26 protein-coding genes are annotated in these 19,469 nt (G+C 40.9%); 19 read left to right on the top strand and 7 right to left on the bottom strand.

The window, feature by feature from the left end; genetic code table 11:
- The first annotated feature begins 57 nt into the window (after positions 1–57).
- The 13 genes from OQE68_RS28555 (at position 58) to OQE68_RS28505 (ending at position 7,504) form a co-directional block, all read left to right on the top strand.
- A complete protein-coding gene (locus OQE68_RS28555; RefSeq protein WP_180569816.1) occupies positions 58–2,382 on the top strand; it encodes a DNA topoisomerase 3 in 2,325 nt (774 codons plus the stop codon).
- A gap of 131 nt (positions 2,383–2,513) precedes the next feature.
- Positions 2,514–2,741 carry a hypothetical protein gene (locus tag OQE68_RS28550; protein ID WP_180569815.1) on the top strand — a complete coding sequence of 76 codons (228 nt, stop codon included), beginning with the start codon at positions 2,514–2,516 and terminating at the stop codon, positions 2,739–2,741.
- Between the two features lie 42 nt (positions 2,742–2,783).
- On the top strand, positions 2,784–3,005 hold the full coding sequence (locus OQE68_RS28545) for a hypothetical protein (RefSeq protein WP_180569814.1): 222 nt from the start codon (positions 2,784–2,786) through the stop codon (positions 3,003–3,005).
- Between the two features lie 139 nt (positions 3,006–3,144).
- On the top strand, positions 3,145–3,360 hold the full coding sequence (locus OQE68_RS31075; RefSeq protein WP_219340119.1) for an FxLYD domain-containing protein: 216 nt from the start codon (positions 3,145–3,147) through the stop codon (positions 3,358–3,360).
- A complete protein-coding gene (locus OQE68_RS31070; RefSeq protein WP_353618568.1) occupies positions 3,356–3,478 on the top strand; it encodes an FxLYD domain-containing protein in 123 nt (40 codons plus the stop codon). The genes OQE68_RS31075 and OQE68_RS31070 overlap by 5 nt, the downstream gene beginning before the upstream one ends.
- 261 nt (positions 3,479–3,739) lie before the next feature.
- On the top strand, positions 3,740–4,432 hold the full coding sequence (locus tag OQE68_RS28540; RefSeq protein ID WP_180569813.1) for a site-specific integrase: 693 nt from the start codon (positions 3,740–3,742) through the stop codon (positions 4,430–4,432).
- Between the two features lie 35 nt (positions 4,433–4,467).
- Positions 4,468–5,172 (top strand): Fic family protein, encoded by a 705-nt coding sequence (locus tag OQE68_RS28535; RefSeq protein WP_180569812.1) that lies wholly within the window; start codon positions 4,468–4,470, stop codon positions 5,170–5,172.
- Positions 5,173–5,195: 23 nt separating this feature from the next.
- A complete protein-coding gene (locus OQE68_RS28530) occupies positions 5,196–5,876 on the top strand; it encodes a YkgJ family cysteine cluster protein (protein WP_180569811.1) in 681 nt (226 codons plus the stop codon).
- Positions 5,877–5,907: 31 nt separating this feature from the next.
- A complete protein-coding gene (locus OQE68_RS28525) occupies positions 5,908–6,333 on the top strand; it encodes a hypothetical protein (protein ID WP_180569810.1) in 426 nt (141 codons plus the stop codon).
- Between the two features lie 9 nt (positions 6,334–6,342).
- Positions 6,343–6,540: a hypothetical protein gene (locus tag OQE68_RS28520; RefSeq protein WP_180569809.1), complete on the top strand. Its 198-nt coding sequence runs from the start codon at positions 6,343–6,345 to the stop codon at positions 6,538–6,540.
- Between the two features lie 48 nt (positions 6,541–6,588).
- Positions 6,589–6,786 carry a hypothetical protein gene (locus tag OQE68_RS28515; RefSeq protein WP_180569808.1) on the top strand — a complete coding sequence of 66 codons (198 nt, stop codon included), beginning with the start codon at positions 6,589–6,591 and terminating at the stop codon, positions 6,784–6,786.
- Positions 6,787–6,794: 8 nt separating this feature from the next.
- On the top strand, positions 6,795–6,995 hold the full coding sequence (locus tag OQE68_RS28510; RefSeq protein WP_180569807.1) for a hypothetical protein: 201 nt from the start codon (positions 6,795–6,797) through the stop codon (positions 6,993–6,995).
- Positions 6,996–7,060: 65 nt separating this feature from the next.
- Positions 7,061–7,504 (top strand): hypothetical protein, encoded by a 444-nt coding sequence (locus OQE68_RS28505; protein WP_180569806.1) that lies wholly within the window; start codon positions 7,061–7,063, stop codon positions 7,502–7,504.
- A gap of 95 nt (positions 7,505–7,599) precedes the next feature.
- Here the strand turns inward: OQE68_RS28505 and OQE68_RS28500 are convergent, their stop codons facing one another.
- The 5 genes from OQE68_RS28500 to OQE68_RS28480 form a co-directional block, all read right to left on the bottom strand.
- Positions 7,600–8,097 carry an RpnC/YadD family protein gene (locus tag OQE68_RS28500; protein WP_180569805.1) on the bottom strand — a complete coding sequence of 166 codons (498 nt, stop codon included), beginning with the start codon at positions 8,095–8,097 and terminating at the stop codon, positions 7,600–7,602.
- Between the two features lie 64 nt (positions 8,098–8,161).
- Positions 8,162–9,778: an IS66 family transposase gene (gene tnpC / locus OQE68_RS28495; protein ID WP_180571841.1), complete on the bottom strand. Its 1,617-nt coding sequence runs from the start codon at positions 9,776–9,778 to the stop codon at positions 8,162–8,164.
- A 61-nt stretch (positions 9,779–9,839) separates the two neighbouring features.
- Positions 9,840–10,172, bottom strand: coding sequence for an IS66 family insertion sequence element accessory protein TnpB (gene tnpB / locus OQE68_RS28490; protein WP_180571842.1), 333 nt, complete (start codon positions 10,170–10,172; stop codon positions 9,840–9,842).
- Entirely contained in the window at positions 10,169–10,567 is a 399-nt protein-coding gene (locus OQE68_RS28485; RefSeq protein WP_180571843.1) for a hypothetical protein, read from the bottom strand. Before OQE68_RS28485 ends, tnpB begins: the two co-directional genes overlap by 4 nt.
- Before the next feature lie 45 nt (positions 10,568–10,612).
- Positions 10,613–11,155, bottom strand: coding sequence for an Rpn family recombination-promoting nuclease/putative transposase (locus OQE68_RS28480; RefSeq protein ID WP_180572053.1), 543 nt, complete (start codon positions 11,153–11,155; stop codon positions 10,613–10,615).
- Between the two features lie 534 nt (positions 11,156–11,689).
- Here OQE68_RS28480 and tnpA point away from each other — a divergent pair.
- Together tnpA and cas1f are read left to right on the top strand one after the other, a co-directional pair.
- Positions 11,690–12,118, top strand: a complete 429-nt coding sequence (tnpA, locus tag OQE68_RS28475; RefSeq protein WP_180572236.1) for an IS200/IS605 family transposase — start codon at positions 11,690–11,692, stop codon at positions 12,116–12,118.
- A 776-nt stretch (positions 12,119–12,894) separates the two neighbouring features.
- Positions 12,895–13,824, top strand: coding sequence for a type I-F CRISPR-associated endonuclease Cas1f (gene cas1f / locus OQE68_RS28470; RefSeq protein ID WP_180571899.1), 930 nt, complete (start codon positions 12,895–12,897; stop codon positions 13,822–13,824).
- Here cas1f and OQE68_RS28465 read toward each other — a convergent pair.
- Together OQE68_RS28465 and OQE68_RS28460 are read right to left on the bottom strand one after the other, a co-directional pair.
- Positions 13,763–14,449: an IS6 family transposase gene (locus OQE68_RS28465; RefSeq protein ID WP_266195703.1), complete on the bottom strand. Its 687-nt coding sequence runs from the start codon at positions 14,447–14,449 to the stop codon at positions 13,763–13,765. The two genes, cas1f and OQE68_RS28465, sit on opposite strands and share 62 nt — an antisense overlap.
- Positions 14,450–14,473: 24 nt before the next feature.
- On the bottom strand, positions 14,474–16,198 hold the full coding sequence (locus OQE68_RS28460; RefSeq protein ID WP_180571905.1) for a CRISPR-associated endonuclease Cas3'': 1,725 nt from the start codon (positions 16,196–16,198) through the stop codon (positions 14,474–14,476).
- A gap of 234 nt (positions 16,199–16,432) precedes the next feature.
- Between OQE68_RS28460 and OQE68_RS28455 the strand changes: the two genes are divergently transcribed.
- The 4 genes from OQE68_RS28455 to OQE68_RS28440 all read left to right on the top strand — a co-directional run bounded on the left by OQE68_RS28455 (position 16,433) and on the right by OQE68_RS28440 (position 18,717).
- A complete protein-coding gene (locus OQE68_RS28455; RefSeq protein ID WP_266195703.1) occupies positions 16,433–17,119 on the top strand; it encodes an IS6 family transposase in 687 nt (228 codons plus the stop codon).
- Positions 17,120–17,346: 227 nt separating this feature from the next.
- Positions 17,347–17,607 carry a hypothetical protein gene (locus OQE68_RS28450; RefSeq protein ID WP_180572162.1) on the top strand — a complete coding sequence of 87 codons (261 nt, stop codon included), beginning with the start codon at positions 17,347–17,349 and terminating at the stop codon, positions 17,605–17,607.
- Between the two features lie 21 nt (positions 17,608–17,628).
- Entirely contained in the window at positions 17,629–17,979 is a 351-nt protein-coding gene (locus OQE68_RS28445; RefSeq protein WP_180572163.1) for a hypothetical protein, read from the top strand.
- A gap of 51 nt (positions 17,980–18,030) precedes the next feature.
- Complete coding sequence (locus OQE68_RS28440; RefSeq protein ID WP_266195944.1) at positions 18,031–18,717, top strand: IS6 family transposase; 687 nt, start codon at positions 18,031–18,033, stop codon at positions 18,715–18,717.
- Positions 18,718–19,469: the final 752 nt, after the last annotated feature.

Here is a 19,469-nt window from a genome sequence, read left to right as displayed (position 1 = left end):
AAATATTTTTTCCTACCGCCGTATTTTTAATTTTATTAACAGATGGTTGAGGGATTCATGCGTCTATTTATTGCAGAAAAACCTGAATTAGCGGAAGCCATTGTCGCTGGGTTAGGTGTGAAAGCCAGTCGTAGAGATGGTTATTATGACTGTGGCGACGACATAGTGACCTGGTGCTATGGGCATTTGTTAGAACTGTGTGACCCTGAAGACTATGATCCTCGCTATAAAAAATGGAACAAACTCGATTTGCCTATCTTTCCTATCCCTTGGAAATACAAGGTTAAGAAAGGGGCAGAGAAACAAATTAATGTTATTAAAACATTACTAGATAATGCGACAGTTGTAGTAAATAGTGCTGACTGTGATTCGCAGGGCCAACTATTAGTTGACGAAATACTGGTTCATTTTAAGAATGAAAAGCCGGTTCAACGGATCTTAATTAATGATAATAATACGAAGGCAGTTAAAAAAGCACTTAACAATTTACGTGATAACCGAGAATTTTTTGGTTTATATCAGTCCGCGTTGGCGCAATCTGTTGCAGATCAACTTTATGGATACAACCTAACCCGTTGCTATACCTTGGCAGGACAAGAGAAAGGGTTATCCCAAGTTTTATCAATCGGAAGAGTACAGACCCCTCTGTTAGGGTTGGTTGTGCGGCGGGACAGATTACATGAAGGTCATGAAAGTAGTGTCTACTACACATTAACGGGTAGTTTTACATTTAATCAACAGTTGGTGAATGCGACATATAATCCCAGTGCAGAAGCGCCTGTTGATGATAAAAAGCGGGTTATTGGCAAAGCATTTATTACTGCAGTTGCGGAGCAGTGTAAGGGAAAGCCTGCCATTATCGCGGCAGTAGAGGTACAGGAGAAAGAAGAATCAGCCCCATTGCCTTATAACCTGTTGAGGCTTCAAGCCGATGCTTCACGGAAGTTCAGCATTACATCCGATAAAACCTTATCCATTACACAAGCGCTTAGGGAAAAGTACAAGGTTATCACCTATAACCGTTCTGATTGTGAATACCTCCCAGAAGATCAACATGATGATGCACCTGCCGTATTGAATGCGATCTATCAAACAGGATCCGTTTTAAAAGGGGCTGCACAAAAGGCAGACCCCACCATAAAAAGTCGGGCATTTAATAGTGCTAATGTCTCTGCTCACCACGGTATTATCCCAACTGAAAATAGTGCTAACTTTGATCAAATGAGTAAGCAAGAACAACAAATCTACTTATTGATCGCCAGAGCGTATATTGCTCAGTTTTTTCCAAAACAGCTATGCCGTCTAACCAAGCTCACTATTGATTGTGAAGGTCATCAGTTTCAGACCAATAGCCGTATAGTGCTTAAACCAGGTTGGTCAATACTCTATAAGAATGACAAAGACAATGATGAGTTAGATCACTCTGAAGCAAATACCAAACAAGATTTTAGTGAATTTCAATCAAAGACAGATGGCGTCTGTACGAATGCTCAAGTCGATGAGAAGAAAACAAAGCCTCCCGCGCTATACACCGAATCAAGCTTACTGAAAGACTTAGCGCGAGTAGCAAAGTACATTGAAGACCCACAAATCAAAAAATTATTGATTGAAAAAGACCAAGATAAGAAAGGGGAGCATGGGGGTATAGGTACCCCAGCGACTCGCAGTAGCATCATAAAAGGGCTATTCGAGCGTGGTTTTATTGAAAACAAGGGCAAAAAAATTATAAGCACAAAACTAGGCCGACAACTTCATGATGTATTGCCAAAGATGGCAGTCGTACCTGATATGACGGCCTTATGGCATCAACAACAGAAGCAAATAGAAAACAATGAGCTAACGCTTAATGAGTTCCTACAGGGTGTCTGCGAATACATTGAAACTGAAGTACAACGAATTAATACTGACGGTTTGGCTATTGAAGCGAAGCCAGGTCACAAGTGCCCTGAATGCGAGAAAGGGATACTTAGGCAACGTAAAGGTTTCTGGGGTTGTTCACGCTATCCAGAGTGCAAGGGTACGTACAGTGAATATGCTGGCAAGCCAGTTATCGCACAACCTGCTTGCCCTAACTGCACTGAAGGAAAATTAAAACGCATCCCTTTTAAAAAGAATCATTTTTGGGGCTGTAACCGTCATCCTGAGTGTAAAACCAACTTCCCAGATAAAGCAGGTAAACCGGACTTCAATAACGCTGGTAGCTCAAAACCTGAAAAAACGAACTATGCCTGTGAAAAGTGCAGTAAACCACTAATGAAGTGGCCTTCAAAGAAGAAGAAAAATACCTATTGGTATGGGTGTAGTGGGTTCAAAGATGGCTGTAAGCAGAAGTACGTTGATGATGATGGTAAACCTGATTATGACAAGGCAAAGGAGAAATAAGCATTTCCTTCAATAATAGAAAAGGGCAGTAGGAAAAAAATATTTAAAAATAACGCTTTTGTTGTGTAGGAGCGTTCGAAAGACCGTATTTAATGATGTTGTAAGCTCTCAGCAATTACCAAGGATCAATTATGGAAAAAATACTCAAGCAAACTATGATTTTTTTGGGCTATATTTCCATAGCCTTCGCTGGATTTGCATATGGTGTAATTATTATACCAGAAATGTATGAATCAAGGCCCTGGCTGTCCAATGAAGAGATATTACTCATTGGCGCAAAGTGGATTTTTGCAGCGGGATTAGCAATATTTTTACTACCAAAAATAGCCACTTATATATGTAAAAATGTAGGCACTTAAACGCAGCTTAAACTAATTACCCTGTTAGAAAGGTAAGAAATTATGTTTGAATTAATTGATCAATCTCTCTTCATTACATTATTTGCAGCCATATTAGCCGCAAAACTGGTCTCTTATGTAGCGAGTCAGTTGTATTACAAGCGCTTTGGTCTGGGGAGAGTGCAGTTGAGCGCCCAAGCTAAATCGATTGGGGCAGTACTGAAACCAAAGAATCAAAGTGAGTATAAGCTAATGTATCAACCATCTGATTCTCAGCTAGTTTGAGGTTCGGTCACAGCCAAAGATTTTGATTCCTGAAGTATCAATCTAAATCAGTATCACAAGTAATCGACGTATAAAGAATTAATGATTGAAATTAATTTTATAGCCATCATTAGTATTAAATAAGTAAGAGGGAATAAATATGGTTAAAAAATCATTGTTTGCTTTGATGTTAGCTTCTACTATCACTACCGCTCATGCTGAAATTAGCAATAAACTGACTGTGTCCAAATTGAATACGTCTCAGATGGGAAGCTTGCATTATATCAACGGCACTGCACGAAATGTAACAAAACAAGAGATAACAAATGGCTTTATAAAGTTCAAATTATACGACTCTCAGGGGGGTTGTTATTGATAATGCTATTGCCCATATCAGTAATTTGGAACCAGGTGAAGCTTGGCAGTTTCAAGCCCCAGCTACAAAGCCTTTTTCAAGATACAAAATATCCGAAGTAACGGTATACACTGATTGATGATGCCCTATCATTAAAGGGGCTTTGCCCCTTTAGACTGATCAAGCGCTTTAGCCACCTTATTACGCACACTTCGATCTCTGACAATATTCCAATGAAGTCTTAACTGTCTTGCGAGTTACACGACAAAACCCTCATTTCTTGGCCTTAATTGTACCATAAAGCAATATACGCATATTGACACATCGACATAGGCTGTATACTATTACCTCATAGCGCGTATAATGTGGAATGGTACATGGCAACATTGAGCTTTTTGAAATGGCTTTAGAACGTATTTTCGATGTAGAGGATGTGAATCTTTTACTCGAACAAAATTCCGCATCACCGTTAGGCTACAGAAATACAGCACTTATTATGGGTGGTGTTTATTGGGGTTTAACACCACTGGAACTTTCTAGTGTAACAGTTAGTGATGTAATAGCGTCAAATGGCAATTTTTTCAGAATTTGGGTGTTACCAGAGGATCGCTCTTTTAATAAAGAGGCTAGGGAAGTCCATACCGAAGATCATGTGCTTCCATTTTTTGAGAAATATACTGAATTTAGAGTTAAAGCGAAATGGGGAATGAGCAATCTACATTCCTATCGTGGATTGGACCCTAACAGCAAGTTCTTTTTAAATGATAAAGGCGCTGAATACGCTCTCACTAAAAGAAAGCCTAAAAAAGGGGAAGAGAAAAAGCCTGCAATGTATCAACCCCGGTCCATGAATGAACAATTAAAAAGAATGATAGCTAGAACAAATTTATACGGCGCGACTCCTGCCAGCTTTAGGGATAGTTTTATAAAGGGGATGTATGAGGCTGGAGCTGGCTGGAGTGACTTAATGAAAGTTACAGGTATTAAGCAAAAGCGCACCCTTGAAAATAAAGTAAGACCTCATGAGCGTGAGCTTGAAGCTGTTCTGGGAAGTTTGTTTAGTCGGGTTAAGATGCCTGATCATTTACGATAGATAAGTCAATAAGTTTAATTTTGGAAGATAAGTATATGGCAACGGATAAACACTGGCATATTAAGCCTAATAAAGACAAGGCTATAATGCTGGCAAAGCGAGAAATTGCGGTGTTTGTGCATGATGCAGTAGGGCTTGAAGGCATTCACTTTACATTGCCAGAGATCCAAACCCTCTTGGATGGAATCACTGTTGGTGGTCATAAACTTAGTGATCAGCAAATTGCTGTAAACCAAGGTAATGCCTGGCGACACTTGTTTGATTCGATACAACAAGGGACGTTCAAATTGAATGCAGATTATGCCTGTCAGCTACATGGTATTGCAGGCAAAGAAGAAGCGCTAGAATGGGGACAATTTCGTTCTGGCGGAGTTACTATAGCTGGTACAGTTTATCTGCCTCCAGATGCTAACGAGTTACCTTGTTTGTTCGATAAAATGGTGGCAGGCACCAAGTCAATAGACGACATTTTTGACCAAGCGATTTTTGTCTTTCTCACGATGGCACGTAATCAGTTTTTTTATGACGTGAATAAGCGCATGGGGCGTTTCATGATGAACGGTATTTTGCTTAACGCGGGTTATCCTGCCATCAATCTACCGGCTAAGCGACAGTTAGAGTTTAATCAGCTGATGCTCAGCTTTTATGAAACTGGTGAGCAAGAGCCAATGAATCAGTTTATGCGCTCTTGTTTAGATGAACGGCTTGTTAAAATTATGTGCGAAGAAAAGTATCGTTAGACAAACTTAACTAGGGAAAAGCAATGGCTCGATTAGGCATTAGTCAGGAAAAGATACAAAAGAAAGGTGCTGAATTTCATAAGAGTTATTTAGCTTTTCAAAAGGATCTGTCAAAATATAAGAAGGTTAGTAACGCACAATTAATTCCAATTACCGATCAATTAGAAGTATATCGTTCGAACCTTGATTGTAAACCTGGCTGCTCATATTGCTGCCATTACAGGGTTACAGCTTTTACTCATGAGATAGTTGCGATATATCTTCATATTCACAACACGTTTACACCAAAACAACTAAATAGGATCAAAGAAAAGATAATTAAGACAGCAAGCACAGTGAGCTGCATGTCTGAAGAAGAGAGAATTAGTACAAACGTAGAATGCCCTATGTTGATTGATGACCGCTGTTCTACATACTCGGTACGTCCAATGTCCTGTGCAGGCTTTCACTCAACATCATTAGAATTTTGTAAAAGACAGTTTCAGGGATCTGATGAAATCAACGGCGCTAGTGCATGGATAATGAAAATTGGTGAAAGTCTGCTCATAGAGAGAAGTATTGCAGATAATGTTATTCGTCACACCAAACAAGATCATAGTCAATATGAGCTTGTAACATCACTTGCCACTTTATTAAAAAAACCTTCGTTAATAGCTAAGTGGAGAAAAACTGGAAAGCCAATTTTTTCTAATGCGACTGTTTAGTTAGATCATAACTTATAGGTGAATTATTGTTATGAGTTACATATATTTAGTATTTTGTATAATTTTAGTAGTTTCTATTTTGCTATACATATTTAGGGATAGATTAAATGCTTTTATAAAAGGGCAACCTTACAGAGAGTATTTAGAACAAAAAATAGCCGAACTTGATGAACAAATAGAATTAGTGAAAAGCCAAATCAGTACAGAAGATAAGGGAAGAGCTGAACTTTATCAACCTAACTTCCTCACTAATTTTCGTGATAACTATTGGGGGGCTTGGCCTAGAACCCTGTTAGTTATAACAGTTACCATTCTGGGTTCTATTGGGCTTGCATGGATTTCATATTTATTTGGTTTTGGGAGTAAGCCAAGTTTGTTTAGCTTACTTCCAATTTCTTTAGGTGTGCTGTCTATGATGGGCTTAGCTTATTTAATCAACAAGCGATGGCCAAACTGAGGTAAGAAGATGTCTGAAAAGAAGGAAAATAGCGATAGTGACTCAATAGTTTTACTTTTAAATATTTGCTGTATTTTTATGATTAGTGCGTGTATCGCAATATTTTTTAGTGCTGACACAGTGGAGAAGTATTATTCAATGGGATTTGCCGCTATTGCTGCAGCTGCTTTTGGTTTTGTAAGATATCATTATACTAGAAATAAATGAAAAAAGTAATTAGTCGGGAGTATTGGAAAAAGGCAGGAGCATTGGAAGGTGAGCGATCCAGGCAGGAAAGACAGGTTGCCCTATGATGAAGGTGCCGAAGCGTACCATCTACGTAAACATTACAACACTAATCCTTACCCAAAAGAAGACTGGAAGCATGAAGAATGGTATTTAGGCTGGAGCCAGTCAGAAGAGTGCGACGGTGATAGTTGGGATTGGTCTACTGATGATTTTAAAAAGGACTAAGTTGGAAAATGAAAATAGAAGATATTACAGAAGATTGGGATCTAGTAGTTACTGCTCTGCAAGCCTTATGGCGTGAGCGAGTTTCTGCATACAACACTACTACAACAGTTGCTCAGCTTAATGGTATGGAGTCTCCTAAAGAAGAATTATTTGGTATTAGCGAAGCTGCTGATGCCTTAAGACGCATCGGCGCAGCTCCAGTGCGATAGTTTGTAATATTGGAATAACTTTTTTCTACCTCTCATTAAATTGCTCGTATTGGGATAAGGATACTATGAAACTAGACTGTAGCCATGAGTTAAAACCTATATGGCTAGGGGCTGAAATAGGCCACTTTTTAATTCCATATCAAATTCCTAAAAATAAAAAATATCTAGCTAAGTTACTGCATACATTATGGGGTGGAACTGCTCTAGTTGGGCTTTTGGCGACAATATTTTTAGCTTGGAATAGCAGCCTATACTTACTTGCGACTCTTGTTATATTTTCTTTAGGCTTCTGGCAGTGGATGGTTGTAAGAAATGACTGGCCTCTAAATTTTGATTGTTTTGCAATCACTCCATATGAGTTAGCTAGTGAAATGAAAATTATTTGCCTTAGTGAAGGTGACTATAAAATAAGCATTAAGCGTCGCACTTTAAGACATATCGAGTCAGCAGAAGGTTTTAAAGAAGCTTTAGCAATAGTTAAATCTGGTGAAATTAACAAGCTTAGTTAGGTTGGAATATGTTATGTTGACATTGATTGATTTCACTTGAGGGTGTTGACCAATAAATTAAATTATTGACCAACACAGCAGAGAAGAAAATTATTTTACTTAAATAAATTTTCTAGCTGTTCAACTTGGTAGGCATTCAGCAACCAACGGTTTAATGTAGCTGAATCCGCCTGCAATAGCTTTTCGTCTACCCAAGTAGGCAGTGGGCCAAACCGATGTTGCAGGATAAAACGAATTGAATTGACTTGACCTTCTACTCGGCCTTTATCAATGCCCTTTTTCTCACCGATTTCAATACCTTTATCAATGCCAGTTTTCTCACCTTCTGACTTCCACTGTTCTACCCATTGGCCTACGCGCTTTGAAAGCATCTGCTGTACCTCATGTAAGTCTTGTAATGCCTCTACTTTGGGCTCACTCTCATGACTTAGCTGCTGTAGTGGGCCTTGCTTTAACCAGGCCACAAACGCCTGTCTAAGGCTTGATTGCTCTGGCTTCTCTAACCATTTTACCAGAGTACCAATGACTTGTGCCAGATGCTCTATAGTATCGATGTTCTCTAGTCTGAACAGTGCAGCAACTAGGTTCTTCAATGGTTGTGTCCTTACGACACCATAGCTTGAATTATAATTTTTTATCAGTATCAAAGTATCCCGCTCATTGAGCTGACGTAAAATTCCACGGTAGCCAATTTTCTGGGTTAGCTTTTACTGCTTCTTGATTTCGCTGAATGGCATTAAAGTAGTCAAACACATGAACCCCCGCACTGGCTGCTGTTGCAATCATTGATGTAATCACATCAGCCACATTGGCACCTGTTTGGGTTTTGAAAAACAAACTATTTTTACGCCCTCGTACCACTAATTTGAGGGTTGCTTCCATTTGATTGTTATCCAGCTTGGCACCTTCATGGGTGCAAAATCGAGTGAGTCCATTATAGTGGCGTTCAAAATAGCCAATGGCTTTGCCTAGTCCGCTATTTTTTTCTACTTTTCCGCTTTGTATTAGCTGGCTTCCCCATTCGCGGATCTTGGCCATAATAGGCAATGAATGCTGTTGGTGATATTCCAGTCGTTCTTTAGGTGACAAGCTGTCTTTTTTTGTCTGTTTCTCATGCGTCCAAATGTGGCCATATTGTTCCAACACATAATCAACTTCCTGGGGAAAGTGCTGAATAACATCCACAAACTGCCGTCTTCCGTGGCTATTGCAAAGCGAACGAATCATTTCGCACGGCACATGTGGGTTATTATTTGACAAAGCATCACTCATTAAAATGGGTGGTGGTTGGTCGGGTGAACGCTTTTCCAACAATTCATCCATGAGTTCACCTGCATGGCCAATATTGGTTTGAAATAGGGTGATTTCTTGCCCTGAGGGCAGTGTGGCAATGACACCTGAGGTATAAATACCACTTCTGAGTGTTGGCTTGTCACTCCCATGCCGCTTTTTCATCGTTGGCTGCTGGTCAAGAATACGGTGAGTAGTGTCATCCAAGTGGTAATGAATGGCATTTCCTGCCGCCGCTTTCATGATGTCAAACACGGCTTGTAAATCACTGGCTAAGTAGTTGCATTGATCAGCAATGGTAGAGGCACTGATGGATACCCCTAATAAGTCTTGTAAGCTCTGCTGGCGATAAAACGGTGAGCCTGCAAAATACTTATTCAAGGCCATCAGTGAGCGTGCAGAATAGCCATACATCTGGTCACCACTTCCATCGGCGTTGACCGACTCAGGTAAATCCGCAGTAAAAAATACACCACACGCATTACAGCGCAATCGCTCAAATAAGTGTTGTTCACGGGTATAGGGACTGTGACCGGTAATACGAAGCAACCGCGCCGGCTCATAGTGATAGAGCTTACCCAATGTACACTCTGGGCAACGCTCACCGGCTTGCAACCCAGCTATTGGATGGTGAATCGTTACTGGGGGTTGCTGTTTAACTGACTTCTTCTTTGATGGGGTAGACTGGTTGCTTTTTTTCTTCCGTGATCGGGGTTGGCCAGTGCCAGTGTTTCCTTGGTTGTTTTTTCCAAGTACATCACTGCGCTTTTCCGAGGACTTTTCAATACCTAACTGTTTACGTAGCTTATGCAGGGTAATATCTTGATTCTGCAATTGCTGATGCAGGTTGATCAGCGTTGATATGGCATCCAAGGCTTGCTGGCCCTGCTCTTTATTTAACGCCAAACCATATTCCATCGACTCACTGATTTTGTTTGTCAATACATCCAGCTCAGCAATATCAATTTCAACGTAAACCGTCACTGCTACCCCCTTATAGAAGGGTTCGCTAGCTTAATGATGAAATATAAAATAGCAAGTAAAATCATACGGTCTGTTTTGTGTGACTAAAAGATTGTCCTCTTAACAACACGATTAACTGCTTGGCTGCAATGGCCTGTGTTAAGACACCATTTGTCGGCCAACCTTGAAAGCGCCCTTGGGATAACCGCTTAGTCATGAGCCAAAAACCCGTGCCATCATAGTGCAATGCTCGAATCATGGTTTTACTGCGATTAATAAAAACAAATACGACACCTGTGCGAGGCTCTTGTTCAAGGGATTGCTTACATAAGGCGACAAAACCATCAATGCCTTTTCTAAAATCCGCAGGCTGAGTCGCCAACAAAATGTGCGTACTGGTTGTTAGCGGTATCATTTATAGTCCCCTTGTCCTGCCTGTAATTCACGCACGACTGCACTCAACTGCGAACCAGAAAGTTCACCTTGAATAGACATCTGCACGCCATGAGAAAGGGTTAAATGAATACGCAATGATGAATTGTATGTATGGTTATCAACGGGAGCAATCGGTTGTGTTAAAGCCACAAAATCAGAAGATGGATCATTACCTTGTTCTACAAGCTGCCAGCTTTTTAAGGCTGAATGGCTAAGCCCCAAGGTATTTATCACTTTAGAAACAGAGTAATGCTCTAATAATGCCAGGGCTTGTTGCCGCAATGCAGCTGGTGTCTTTTGTCGTTTACCAGGACGATTTTCTCGCCAGGCTTGAAAGGCTGCTGCGACTGATTCAAGGGATATTGAGTCTACCATAATACTTCCTTACAAATTATTCGGAAGCTAGTAAACCACTAAAAATTAATAAAGTTGAGCTAGGGTGTCGTAAGGACACAATGGTTTGAGTTCTTCATCGGTGAACAGGTGCTCCTCAATCAACATATATTGCTGTTCGGGTTGCCATTGGCGAAGAGGTTCTGGCATTGGTTGGATAAGATCTGATAGCTGTGTGGGAGCCCGCCAGCGTGAGTCACCATTGTATAGGACGATAGGAAATACAGGAGGTAATGTACGTGGTTTGGGTAATTGCTTAGCTTTGATGAGGTCTTGATAGAGTAAGCCCACATAGGTCATTAATCTGACCGCCATGAAGTGGTCTATGGTCGATTGAAATTCCAATAACAAGTAAACGTAAAGCCATTCATCTCCTTCACCATACTTCACTCGCCAGATCATGTCATTTGACCGTTCCCGCAGGTCATCAGCGATGTAGCTACCATTAACCCGTTCTAGGGTAGAAAAATCCAGTTGAGCAATCCAAGGCTCATGGACAAATCCCGTGAGTAGGTCTTGGACCATTTCAGGGTGTGAAAAGAATTGTTTGTAAGCATGATCATGGGGCATACAACAGGCTCAGTAAGATCAGAGAGAATAGAGGATCGACAATAACTGAATTCTTTTCAAGAAAAAATGTTTCTTTATTACGTAGACACCTCCCCTTTGGGGAGGCTGGGAGGGGCTTGTTATTATTGAAGCCAACAGCCCCTACCGTTTGTGGGCAAAGGTATCAAGCTGTGGGTAAGCTCGTGCAGAAAAGCAGCGCTTTTGTGTCACAGCTTATCCATCAGTTTATACCTGTTCCTGACGCGTCAGGATGTCCATAACACTACGGCTCAATCTCACAGCAATATATTAATTATTGAATCTCTAAGGGCCATATTCCCCGCTGCTTGCAGCGTATGTAACTTTCAAGGTGACCGTTCCGAAGGAAAAAAACGGCGAAATACCCCGTAGCTTGCTGCGGGGATAGTCGTTTTTTAGGTCACAGCCATTTTATTAGTCACCTGAAAGGTTAAAACCACCGGCTTTTAGCCGGTCAGCTTTAGCTGTGATACTCTGAGTCTACTTATATTTATATAATGCTGTAGGGGTATTGCGATGGACTATAGATATGGTAGCCATACAGTTTTCAAAATTCAGTATCATTTTGTATTTGTAACGAAATATCGTTATCAAGTGCTAAAAGGTGATGTTGGTTTAAAGGCTCGAGAGTTAATACGACAGACATGCCATACTTTTGAAATTGATATATTAAAGGGTGTCATTAGTAAGGATCATGTACATCTGCTAGTTTCAGCGCCACCCAATATGGCTCCTAGCGAAATAATGCGAAGAGTAAAAGGTCGAACGTCGGCAAAACTGTTTGAAAGCTATCCTGATTTAAGGAAAAGATACTGGGGTCGACATTTTTGGGCTAGAGGTTATTTTTGTGTGACTTCAGGAGATGTAACAGAAGAAATGATAAAAGAATATTTAGAACATCACTTTGAGCCGAGGATTGATGATAATTTTAGGACTGAAGACTGATAAAAAAAACGGGTCTTCGACCCGTATCCGGACTTTCAGTCCATATTACTAACCCACCTACTTTAGTAGGTGGTTGTTTAGTTAAAAAAATCGTTGTCTTTTTTTGCCGTCGATAGATAATGAGGTTTCTATGGTAGAGTTATCATCTCGTTGTGCTCTCTTTAAAGCAGTAGAGAGCGTTGTTTATCTGCAAATCCCTATTCATGCTGATTTATTATTAGCTTGAAAATATATTATTTACGATTTTTTATCAAAAAAAAGACATGATTGATCCTAGCATTCTACCACTATGGCATTGATGTACTAGAAAATAACCTACGAATTAATTAATAAATTTCAGCAAAAATGTCATAGGTTAATCATTGTGTAAGCGTCTGTTTTGAGCGCGTAATGAAGTTTGCTAATGCAATACTTCGGACAGTTTTATAAGTATCGTAAGTTGTTGAACACTTGTAACGCTACCTTAATACACTTTATTGCAGGATAGGTTGTGCAATAAACTCCTACTTCCTATGATATATGGTCTGTAGGCATATGTCGTATAACTAAAAAGCTGTCTACAGTATTACTAATGCTGATTTGCTTGAACTGCTCGATAGTTAATGTCGTTGGTATCCCTTGGATTTTCTGAGTTGTAGCCATTTTACCTTTAAAAAAAGCGTATTGTACTGCAGATGAAGGAGATAGTAGTGTTTCAGACCAAACCGCTATATCTAAAGGGATGCAGAGTAACCCTCATTAACTGAGAAACCCATAACAGCAGTGGTAAAGATAAAATGGATCAATTAACAGACCTAAAAGCTATTCTACACTCCAAGCGGGCCAACATTTATTACCTGGAAAAATGCAGAGTAATGCAAAAAGATGGTCGAATTCTTTACCTCACAGAGGCTAAGAGTGAAAACCAGTATTGGAATATCCCTATTGCAAACACCACCTGTTTACTTCTGGGTACCGGCACATCGATAACTCAGGCTGCTATGCGTATGCTGGCACAAGCGGGTGTTTTAGTAGGCTTTTGCGGTGGTGGTGGCACGCCACTCCTCATGGGCAATGAGGTCGAATGGTTAACACCGCAAAGTGAATACAGACCAACGGAGTACATGCAGGGATGGATGAAATTCTGGTTTGACGGCAACAAGCGTTTATATGCCGCCAAACAATTCCAACTCTCTCGTATCAGCTATTTACAAACGCATTGGGATAAAAGCCGGGATCTTGCCGCAGAAGGCTTCAATAGCTCTGATTTAGAGCAAGAACTACGAATATGTAAAAATAAAATCCAAAATGCAAATAAAGTGACCAGCCTGTTACAGGCTGAAGCAGAATTAACAAAACAGCTTTACCGATACGCTGCCAATCGAACCCAGTACGGCGAGTTCAGTCGCGAAAGAGATGCAACTGATAAAGCCAATGCCTTTTTAAACCACGGGAATTACCTAGCCTACGGGTTGGCAGCGACTACCTTGTGGGTGCTGGGGATTCCCCATGGGTTTGCTGTTATGCATGGTAAAACCCGACGCGGTGCACTGGTATTTGACATAGCTGATTTAATTAAGGACGCGATTATTCTTCCTTGGGCTTTTATTTGGGTTGTGTCGCAAGAATTTTTCAGACTCAAAAATGCCTACTTTCAAGACACACTTAGCCTGCTAATGCACAGAATTGTTCAAACATTGTCTTATGTTGAGCGGCTGGGTCAGTAGACTGACCTTTCCTAAGCATATGCACCAACTCAATACCAGCCAGTGTTGATCGAGCACTATTAAATGATTTAAAGCCCAACATTGGTCGGGTAATCCGCTTTATAAATCGATGGTCCTGCTCAATAATGTTATTGAGGTACTTTACTTGCCTTATAATAATTGGCTTCTCCATCTCTTTATTAATTTCCTCAATAGCCGCATTATTCGCTGCACTGCCATCAATTGTTATCTTTTCTGGTACGCCATTAGCGCGAATGGCTTTCTTGAAAAATCGCTTGGCAGCCTTAGTGTCCCGGTGCTTGGTAAATAAGAAGTCAATGGTCTGCCCGTCTTTATCAACGGCCCTGTAAAGGTAATACCACTTGCCTTTTACCTTAATATAGGTCTCATCCATTCGCCAACTGCTACCAACAGGTGACTTCTTTTTTCGAAACTGCTTTTCTAATTTTGGCCCGTATTTAGTCACCCAGCGCTGAATAGTCGCATGATCTACATCCACATTGCGATCTTGCATGAGTTCTTCTATATCGCGGTAGCTCAAGGCAAATCGAAGGTAATAGTAGACAACTTGTAGTACGACACATTTAGGGAAATGACAACCTTTGAAGCGCTCATCAGAACTCATATCGACTACAAAATAATCAGAAATTTAGAGGAAGCTGGAAAGGCTATCATGATGGGTAAAAGTTTGCGACAGAGCCAGAATGGGGGCATAAAGAAATTTGCGGGCTTTGTTGTTTGGTAGGAGAGTCGCCAGCCCATCCTCTGGAAGCTCAACGTCATAAAAGACTTCTTCATCCACGCCAAGCAGGCTTTCCTGGGAATCTGAGCCTTTTTCTTGGGCCTGTTTCTCTGCTTCTTTATTATCACTCTTCTGGTTATGTAGTTCAGCAATCGCTTTGGAGCCAATAAGAACAGCTAAGTCACTGCCATCGCTTTGCTGAAAAATGCGTTCACGGTATTCATCGCCAGTTTGCAGTGTCAGCGTACGCAGACCCAGTGCCAGAATATAGCGAAGACCATCATTATTCTCAGCAAGGGCCAGCATGACCTTAGCGTTGGCAAAGGTCTTGCCACACCCGGTGCTGGCCATATTAACGGCAAAGAAACCGTATTTCTGATCATTATGCTGGGATGTCCAATCACTGACCTTGCTTGCGGCTTTATCCTGCCAACGAAATGGAGTGGGGCTTTTTTTCCTGAGAGCTGTAATATTATCAGTAACGGGTAGTTGCCGTTCTAATTGGGGCAGCTTATTCACGTTGCGCTTGGCCTGCTCATAAACGCCAATCAAATGCTGGTCCAGCGCCTGCTTTGGTGCTCCATCTTTTTGGGTATTGGCGATCAGACCAATATGATGTTTCCAGGGACCAGATTCTTGTGCAGATAATGAGGAATAATAGTGGTCACCCAGCATTAAACAGAGGCGAGCGTGATGGAGTATGGGGCGGTAACTGCCGGTTGACATTAAAGTGTCAACCAGGGGTTGTTGATCCAGTAGTTTTTTGGCCCAGCGCTTGAGTGCTTTGAGCCAGGAATTGGAATTTGTAACCAAACCTTGAGGAAACAGCAAACAATCTGCCAATGTTTCCCGTGCAGGCTCATTCCAATAACCCCACTCACGGGAAATATGAGCAAACAACTTATTAATACTCTCTGCTTCTTCCCGTCCCTTCCATTCGTTTAGTAGCTCTTTGGATTTGCTCCGTTGTAAAGGCATCCGATGATGGGTCACAATCAACCAGACAACTAGTTTGGCAATGGTCGGTAATCCAGCTAAGGGAGTTTTAATTGATGGCAAATCGACCTGCATAAGTTGTGATTCGCTAACTTCCCCTTGGGCGAGTAGTTTTAACCAGCCTTCGTCAGATTCAGCATTTGTGCTTTCTATTAGTGCTTTCAGCAATAAGCAGGATACCCATTCATGACGTAAAGCATCGCCTTGTTTGCCTTTGTAATTTGTGTCCAGTTTTTCCTGAAAACGGGCGCTTGCTTTTCCCCAGTCATGCAGTAAAGCTGCCAGTGAAGCTAAAGATTGAATAAGCGGTAAGTAGTGCCAGTCTGCCTGGTCATCCCTATAAGTGTTAGGGTTTGAGGTGCTATTTACTGGCACTAAACCCCGAGCGTTGAATTTCTGTTTGTTGCCCACCACCCAAAGTAACTCCGTCCTCGACCGACTCCGTATCCAATGACAGGCGACTGCTGTGTTCTTACTCGCGGTGTTTCGCAGTAATTTTCTTACCGCGAGCAAGCCTTCCTGGGTAATGACAGTTTGCCAAGTGTTGCTGCCAATACGATCTGCAAAAGCATCCAACACGCGACGGGTTTTGTTGATGGCTTTCTTTTCACACTGGGAAACCAAGGTAACCATCATTATGTGATTACCCCTTCATCATCCGCTTCCCAAACTTCATTGAGTGCTATCGCTTTCAACTGATCAAACATAAAATCCAGCGCTTTATAGTCAGTAAATGATTGCAAACACTGCTGGCGAAATTCCTGCTCAGTGGCATTTTCCTTTGCACAAATAAAGGCTCTGTCGCAAACTTTTACCCATCATGATAGCCTTTCCAGCTTCCTCTAAATTTCTGATTATTTTGTAGTCGATATGAGTTCTGATGAGCGCTTCAAAGGTTGTCATTTCCCTAAATGTGTCGTACTACAAGTTGTCTACTATTACCTTCGATTTGCCTTGAGCTACCGCGATATAGAAGAACTCATGCAAGATCGCAATGTGGATGTAGATCATGCGACTATTCAGCGCTGGGTGACTAAATACGGGCCAAAATTAGAAAAGCAGTTTCGAAAAAAGAAGTCACCTGTTGGTAGCAGTTGGCGAATGGATGAGACCTATATTAAGGTAAAAGGCAAGTGGTATTACCTTTACAGGGCCGTTGATAAAGACGGGCAGACCATTGACTTCTTATTTACCAAGCACCGGGACACTAAGGCTGCCAAGCGATTTTTCAAGAAAGCCATTCGCGCTAATGGCGTACCAGAAAAGATAACAATTGATGGCAGTGCAGCGAATAATGCGGCTATTGAGGAAATTAATAAAGAGATGGAGAAGCCAATTATTATAAGGCAAGTAAAGTACCTCAATAACATTATTGAGCAGGACCATCGATTTATAAAGCGGATTACCCGACCAATGTTGGGCTTTAAATCATTTAATAGTGCTCGATCAACACTGGCTGGTATTGAGTTGGTGCATATGCTTAGGAAAGGTCAGTCTACTGACCCAGCCGCTCAACATAAGACAATGTTTGAACAATTCTGTGCATTAGCAGGCTAAGTGTGTCTTGAAAGTAGGCATTTTTGAGTCTGAAAAATTCTTGCGACACAACCGTGGAACTTGCTTGCGACCCAGTTGAGGGTTATTTCGCCAAGTTTTAAACGCCGCTGCAACGCTTTCTAATGTGGGGGAAACTGACATAGGCTTACCTCTTAATAAGTGAGGTAGTCAGTTAATCAGATTTAAAAAGTTAAGTTGAGCTACGCTCTCGGAAGCTCACAATAAGCTTGTACCAAACACAACCTCAATTGGCTTCTTGTATTTATCCTGATGTTGAAATTAAAAATATTCCAGTGGGTGAATACGAAAATGCTGATGACATGGACATACTACAGCTGCGCGGTATCACCATGTCAAATCGAATGAAATATACCTGGGGAGACGTTAAAGTTATAACAGCATCGATAAACCGAGCAAAAGATTACGATATTGATGTGCATAAACTTCCTTCAGGACAAGTATCTATAATTGCTACCAAAAATAAATAATGTGGAATTAAAGGTTGGAAAATGGATTTTATTAACCGACTAAAGGGCAACCTAACTGAGACAGTAGTAAAAGCTTTACTTGTAGATGAAGGTTATAGGGTTATAGATAGTGGAATTGAGCATCTAGTAAGAGAAACCACATGCCTTACTCAAAATGAATACTTAGACCTAGGATTCTCCGATCAACTGAGAAAAATGCCAGATTTTATTGTGCTTAATAAGGAACAGACAAAATCTCATCTTATAGAAGTAAAGTACAGAACATGGTGGGACTTTCAGTTAATACATGACCTTCGAGAACAAGTTGCATTTTATAAACGTATCATTTTGGTCTGTGTGAATGCAAAGGTTCTGTCGCAAAGTTTAGCCTGAAATGATAACCTTCGTAACCCTTCCCAGAATCATGGTTGTTTTGTAGTCACGATGAGTGCTGATGAACGCTTTAAAGGTTGTCACTTTCCCAAGTGCGTTGTACTGCAAGCGGTGTATTATTACCTTCGGTTTGCACTGAGCTACCGCGATATTGAAGAGCTTATGCAAGATCGGAATGTTCCCGTTGACCACGCCACTATTCAACGCTGGGTGGTGACCTACTCATCTAAGTTAGAAAAACAGTTTCGAAAGAAGAAATCACCTGTCGGCAACAGCTGGCGTATGGATGAGACGTATATCCGGGTAAAAAAAGACTGGTACTATTTGTACAGGGCCGTGGACAAAGCGGGACAAACCATTGACTTCTTATTTACCAAGCACCGGGACACTAAGGCTGCCAAGCGATTTTTCAAAAAGGCCATTCGCGCTAATGGCGCACCAGAAAAGATAACAATTGATGGCAGTGCGGCGAATAAAGCGGCTATTGAAACAATCAATAAGGAGATGAAAACGCCAATTATTATACGCCAAGTCAAGTACCTCAATAACATCGTTGAGCAGGATCACCGATTTATAAAGCGCATTACTCGGCTAATGTTGGGTTTTAAATCATTCAATAGTGCCAGGTCTACACTGATTGGAATTGAGTTAGTGCACATGCTTAGGAAAGGCCAGTCTGCTAATCCAATGGCTAAACATAAGGCAATGTTTGAACAGTTTTGTGCTTTAGTAGGCTAAGTTTGCCCAAAATAAGTTTGTTTTTAACCTAAATAATTTTTGCGACAGAGCCATTAATCACCTTATATTTGGCTTTTTTATGTTGCCGGTGACTGGATTGGTTATGTTTATACGGCATGTGATGGCTTCTGATCGGTTGGTTTTTGCGTCAGGGTACCACCAATTAGCCAAAAACACACAACAAGAGCGGGGTAAGCTATTTATTCAACAACGCCATCCTTGAATGGCTAGCCAATACTGTGATATTGTGTCTCGCAGTTTACACATAGTTATGCTCTTTCTGTACTGTCTTATGTTTTGAGATAAACAGTATACATAGAAAGAGCGCCCTTTATATTTTCCTTTCCCCTTTGTGTCATTCTCTGCGAACCCCAATAAATCAGTTCAACTGTATAATTTTGCAAGAGGCTCCAGAAAATTGGCTACCGTGGAAATTTACGTCAGCTCAATGAGCGGGATACTTTGATACTGATAAAAAATTATAATTCAAGCTATGGTGTCGTAAGGACACTGTGGTGTTTTTTGGCGAATCCATTATAAAACATTGCGCGAAAACAGACATTTATTTTCCCAAGTTAACGGGACAGCAGTGGTATGTTTTATATAAATGTGAATTGACCCAAATAGGTTTTTACTGTAAGCGATCGTGTGCTTGTAAAAATACGTTGTAATGTAATGATAGTAAAAATATTTTTAGCGTTGCTTTGGGGTATTGGTAGGGGCGGTGTTAGCCTCTACTTTGAAAGAATATT

Origin of the sequence: Spartinivicinus marinus (assembly GCF_026309355.1) — a bacterium.
Taxonomy (GTDB): domain Bacteria; phylum Pseudomonadota; class Gammaproteobacteria; order Pseudomonadales; family Zooshikellaceae; genus Spartinivicinus; species Spartinivicinus marinus.
Note: the sequence above shows the minus strand (reverse complement) of the source record. Positions and strands in the feature narration are given on the sequence as shown.

Bases quoted from the DNA above. Each gene is read 5' to 3' on its own strand.
- tnpB (WP_180571842.1), bottom strand. From the start codon at position 10,172: ATGATACCGCTAACAACCAGTACGCACATTTTGTTGGCGACTCAGCCT.
- OQE68_RS28550 (WP_180569815.1), top strand. From the start codon at position 2,514: ATGGAAAAAATACTCAAGCAAACTATGATTTTTTTGGGCTATATTTCC.
- OQE68_RS28555 (WP_180569816.1), top strand. From the start codon at position 58: ATGCGTCTATTTATTGCAGAAAAACCTGAATTAGCGGAAGCCATTGTC.
- OQE68_RS28485 (WP_180571843.1), bottom strand. From the start codon at position 10,567: ATGGTAGACTCAATATCCCTTGAATCAGTCGCAGCAGCCTTTCAAGCC.
- OQE68_RS28455 (WP_266195703.1), top strand. From the start codon at position 16,433: ATGAGTTCTGATGAGCGCTTCAAAGGTTGTCATTTCCCTAAATGTGTC.
- OQE68_RS28505 (WP_180569806.1), top strand. From the start codon at position 7,061: ATGAAACTAGACTGTAGCCATGAGTTAAAACCTATATGGCTAGGGGCT.
- OQE68_RS28480 (WP_180572053.1), bottom strand. From the start codon at position 11,155: ATGCCCCATGATCATGCTTACAAACAATTCTTTTCACACCCTGAAATG.
- OQE68_RS28530 (WP_180569811.1), top strand. From the start codon at position 5,196: ATGGCTCGATTAGGCATTAGTCAGGAAAAGATACAAAAGAAAGGTGCT.
- tnpA (WP_180572236.1), top strand. From the start codon at position 11,690: ATGGACTATAGATATGGTAGCCATACAGTTTTCAAAATTCAGTATCAT.
- OQE68_RS28510 (WP_180569807.1), top strand. From the start codon at position 6,795: ATGAAAATAGAAGATATTACAGAAGATTGGGATCTAGTAGTTACTGCT.
- OQE68_RS31075 (WP_219340119.1), top strand. From the start codon at position 3,145: ATGGTTAAAAAATCATTGTTTGCTTTGATGTTAGCTTCTACTATCACT.
- OQE68_RS28545 (WP_180569814.1), top strand. From the start codon at position 2,784: ATGTTTGAATTAATTGATCAATCTCTCTTCATTACATTATTTGCAGCC.
- OQE68_RS28465 (WP_266195703.1), bottom strand. From the start codon at position 14,449: ATGAGTTCTGATGAGCGCTTCAAAGGTTGTCATTTCCCTAAATGTGTC.
- cas1f (WP_180571899.1), top strand. From the start codon at position 12,895: ATGGATCAATTAACAGACCTAAAAGCTATTCTACACTCCAAGCGGGCC.
- OQE68_RS28445 (WP_180572163.1), top strand. From the start codon at position 17,629: ATGGATTTTATTAACCGACTAAAGGGCAACCTAACTGAGACAGTAGTA.
- OQE68_RS28525 (WP_180569810.1), top strand. From the start codon at position 5,908: ATGAGTTACATATATTTAGTATTTTGTATAATTTTAGTAGTTTCTATT.
- OQE68_RS28460 (WP_180571905.1), bottom strand. From the start codon at position 16,198: ATGATGGTTACCTTGGTTTCCCAGTGTGAAAAGAAAGCCATCAACAAA.
- OQE68_RS28535 (WP_180569812.1), top strand. From the start codon at position 4,468: ATGGCAACGGATAAACACTGGCATATTAAGCCTAATAAAGACAAGGCT.
- OQE68_RS28520 (WP_180569809.1), top strand. From the start codon at position 6,343: ATGTCTGAAAAGAAGGAAAATAGCGATAGTGACTCAATAGTTTTACTT.
- OQE68_RS28540 (WP_180569813.1), top strand. From the start codon at position 3,740: ATGGCTTTAGAACGTATTTTCGATGTAGAGGATGTGAATCTTTTACTC.
- OQE68_RS28440 (WP_266195944.1), top strand. From the start codon at position 18,031: ATGAGTGCTGATGAACGCTTTAAAGGTTGTCACTTTCCCAAGTGCGTT.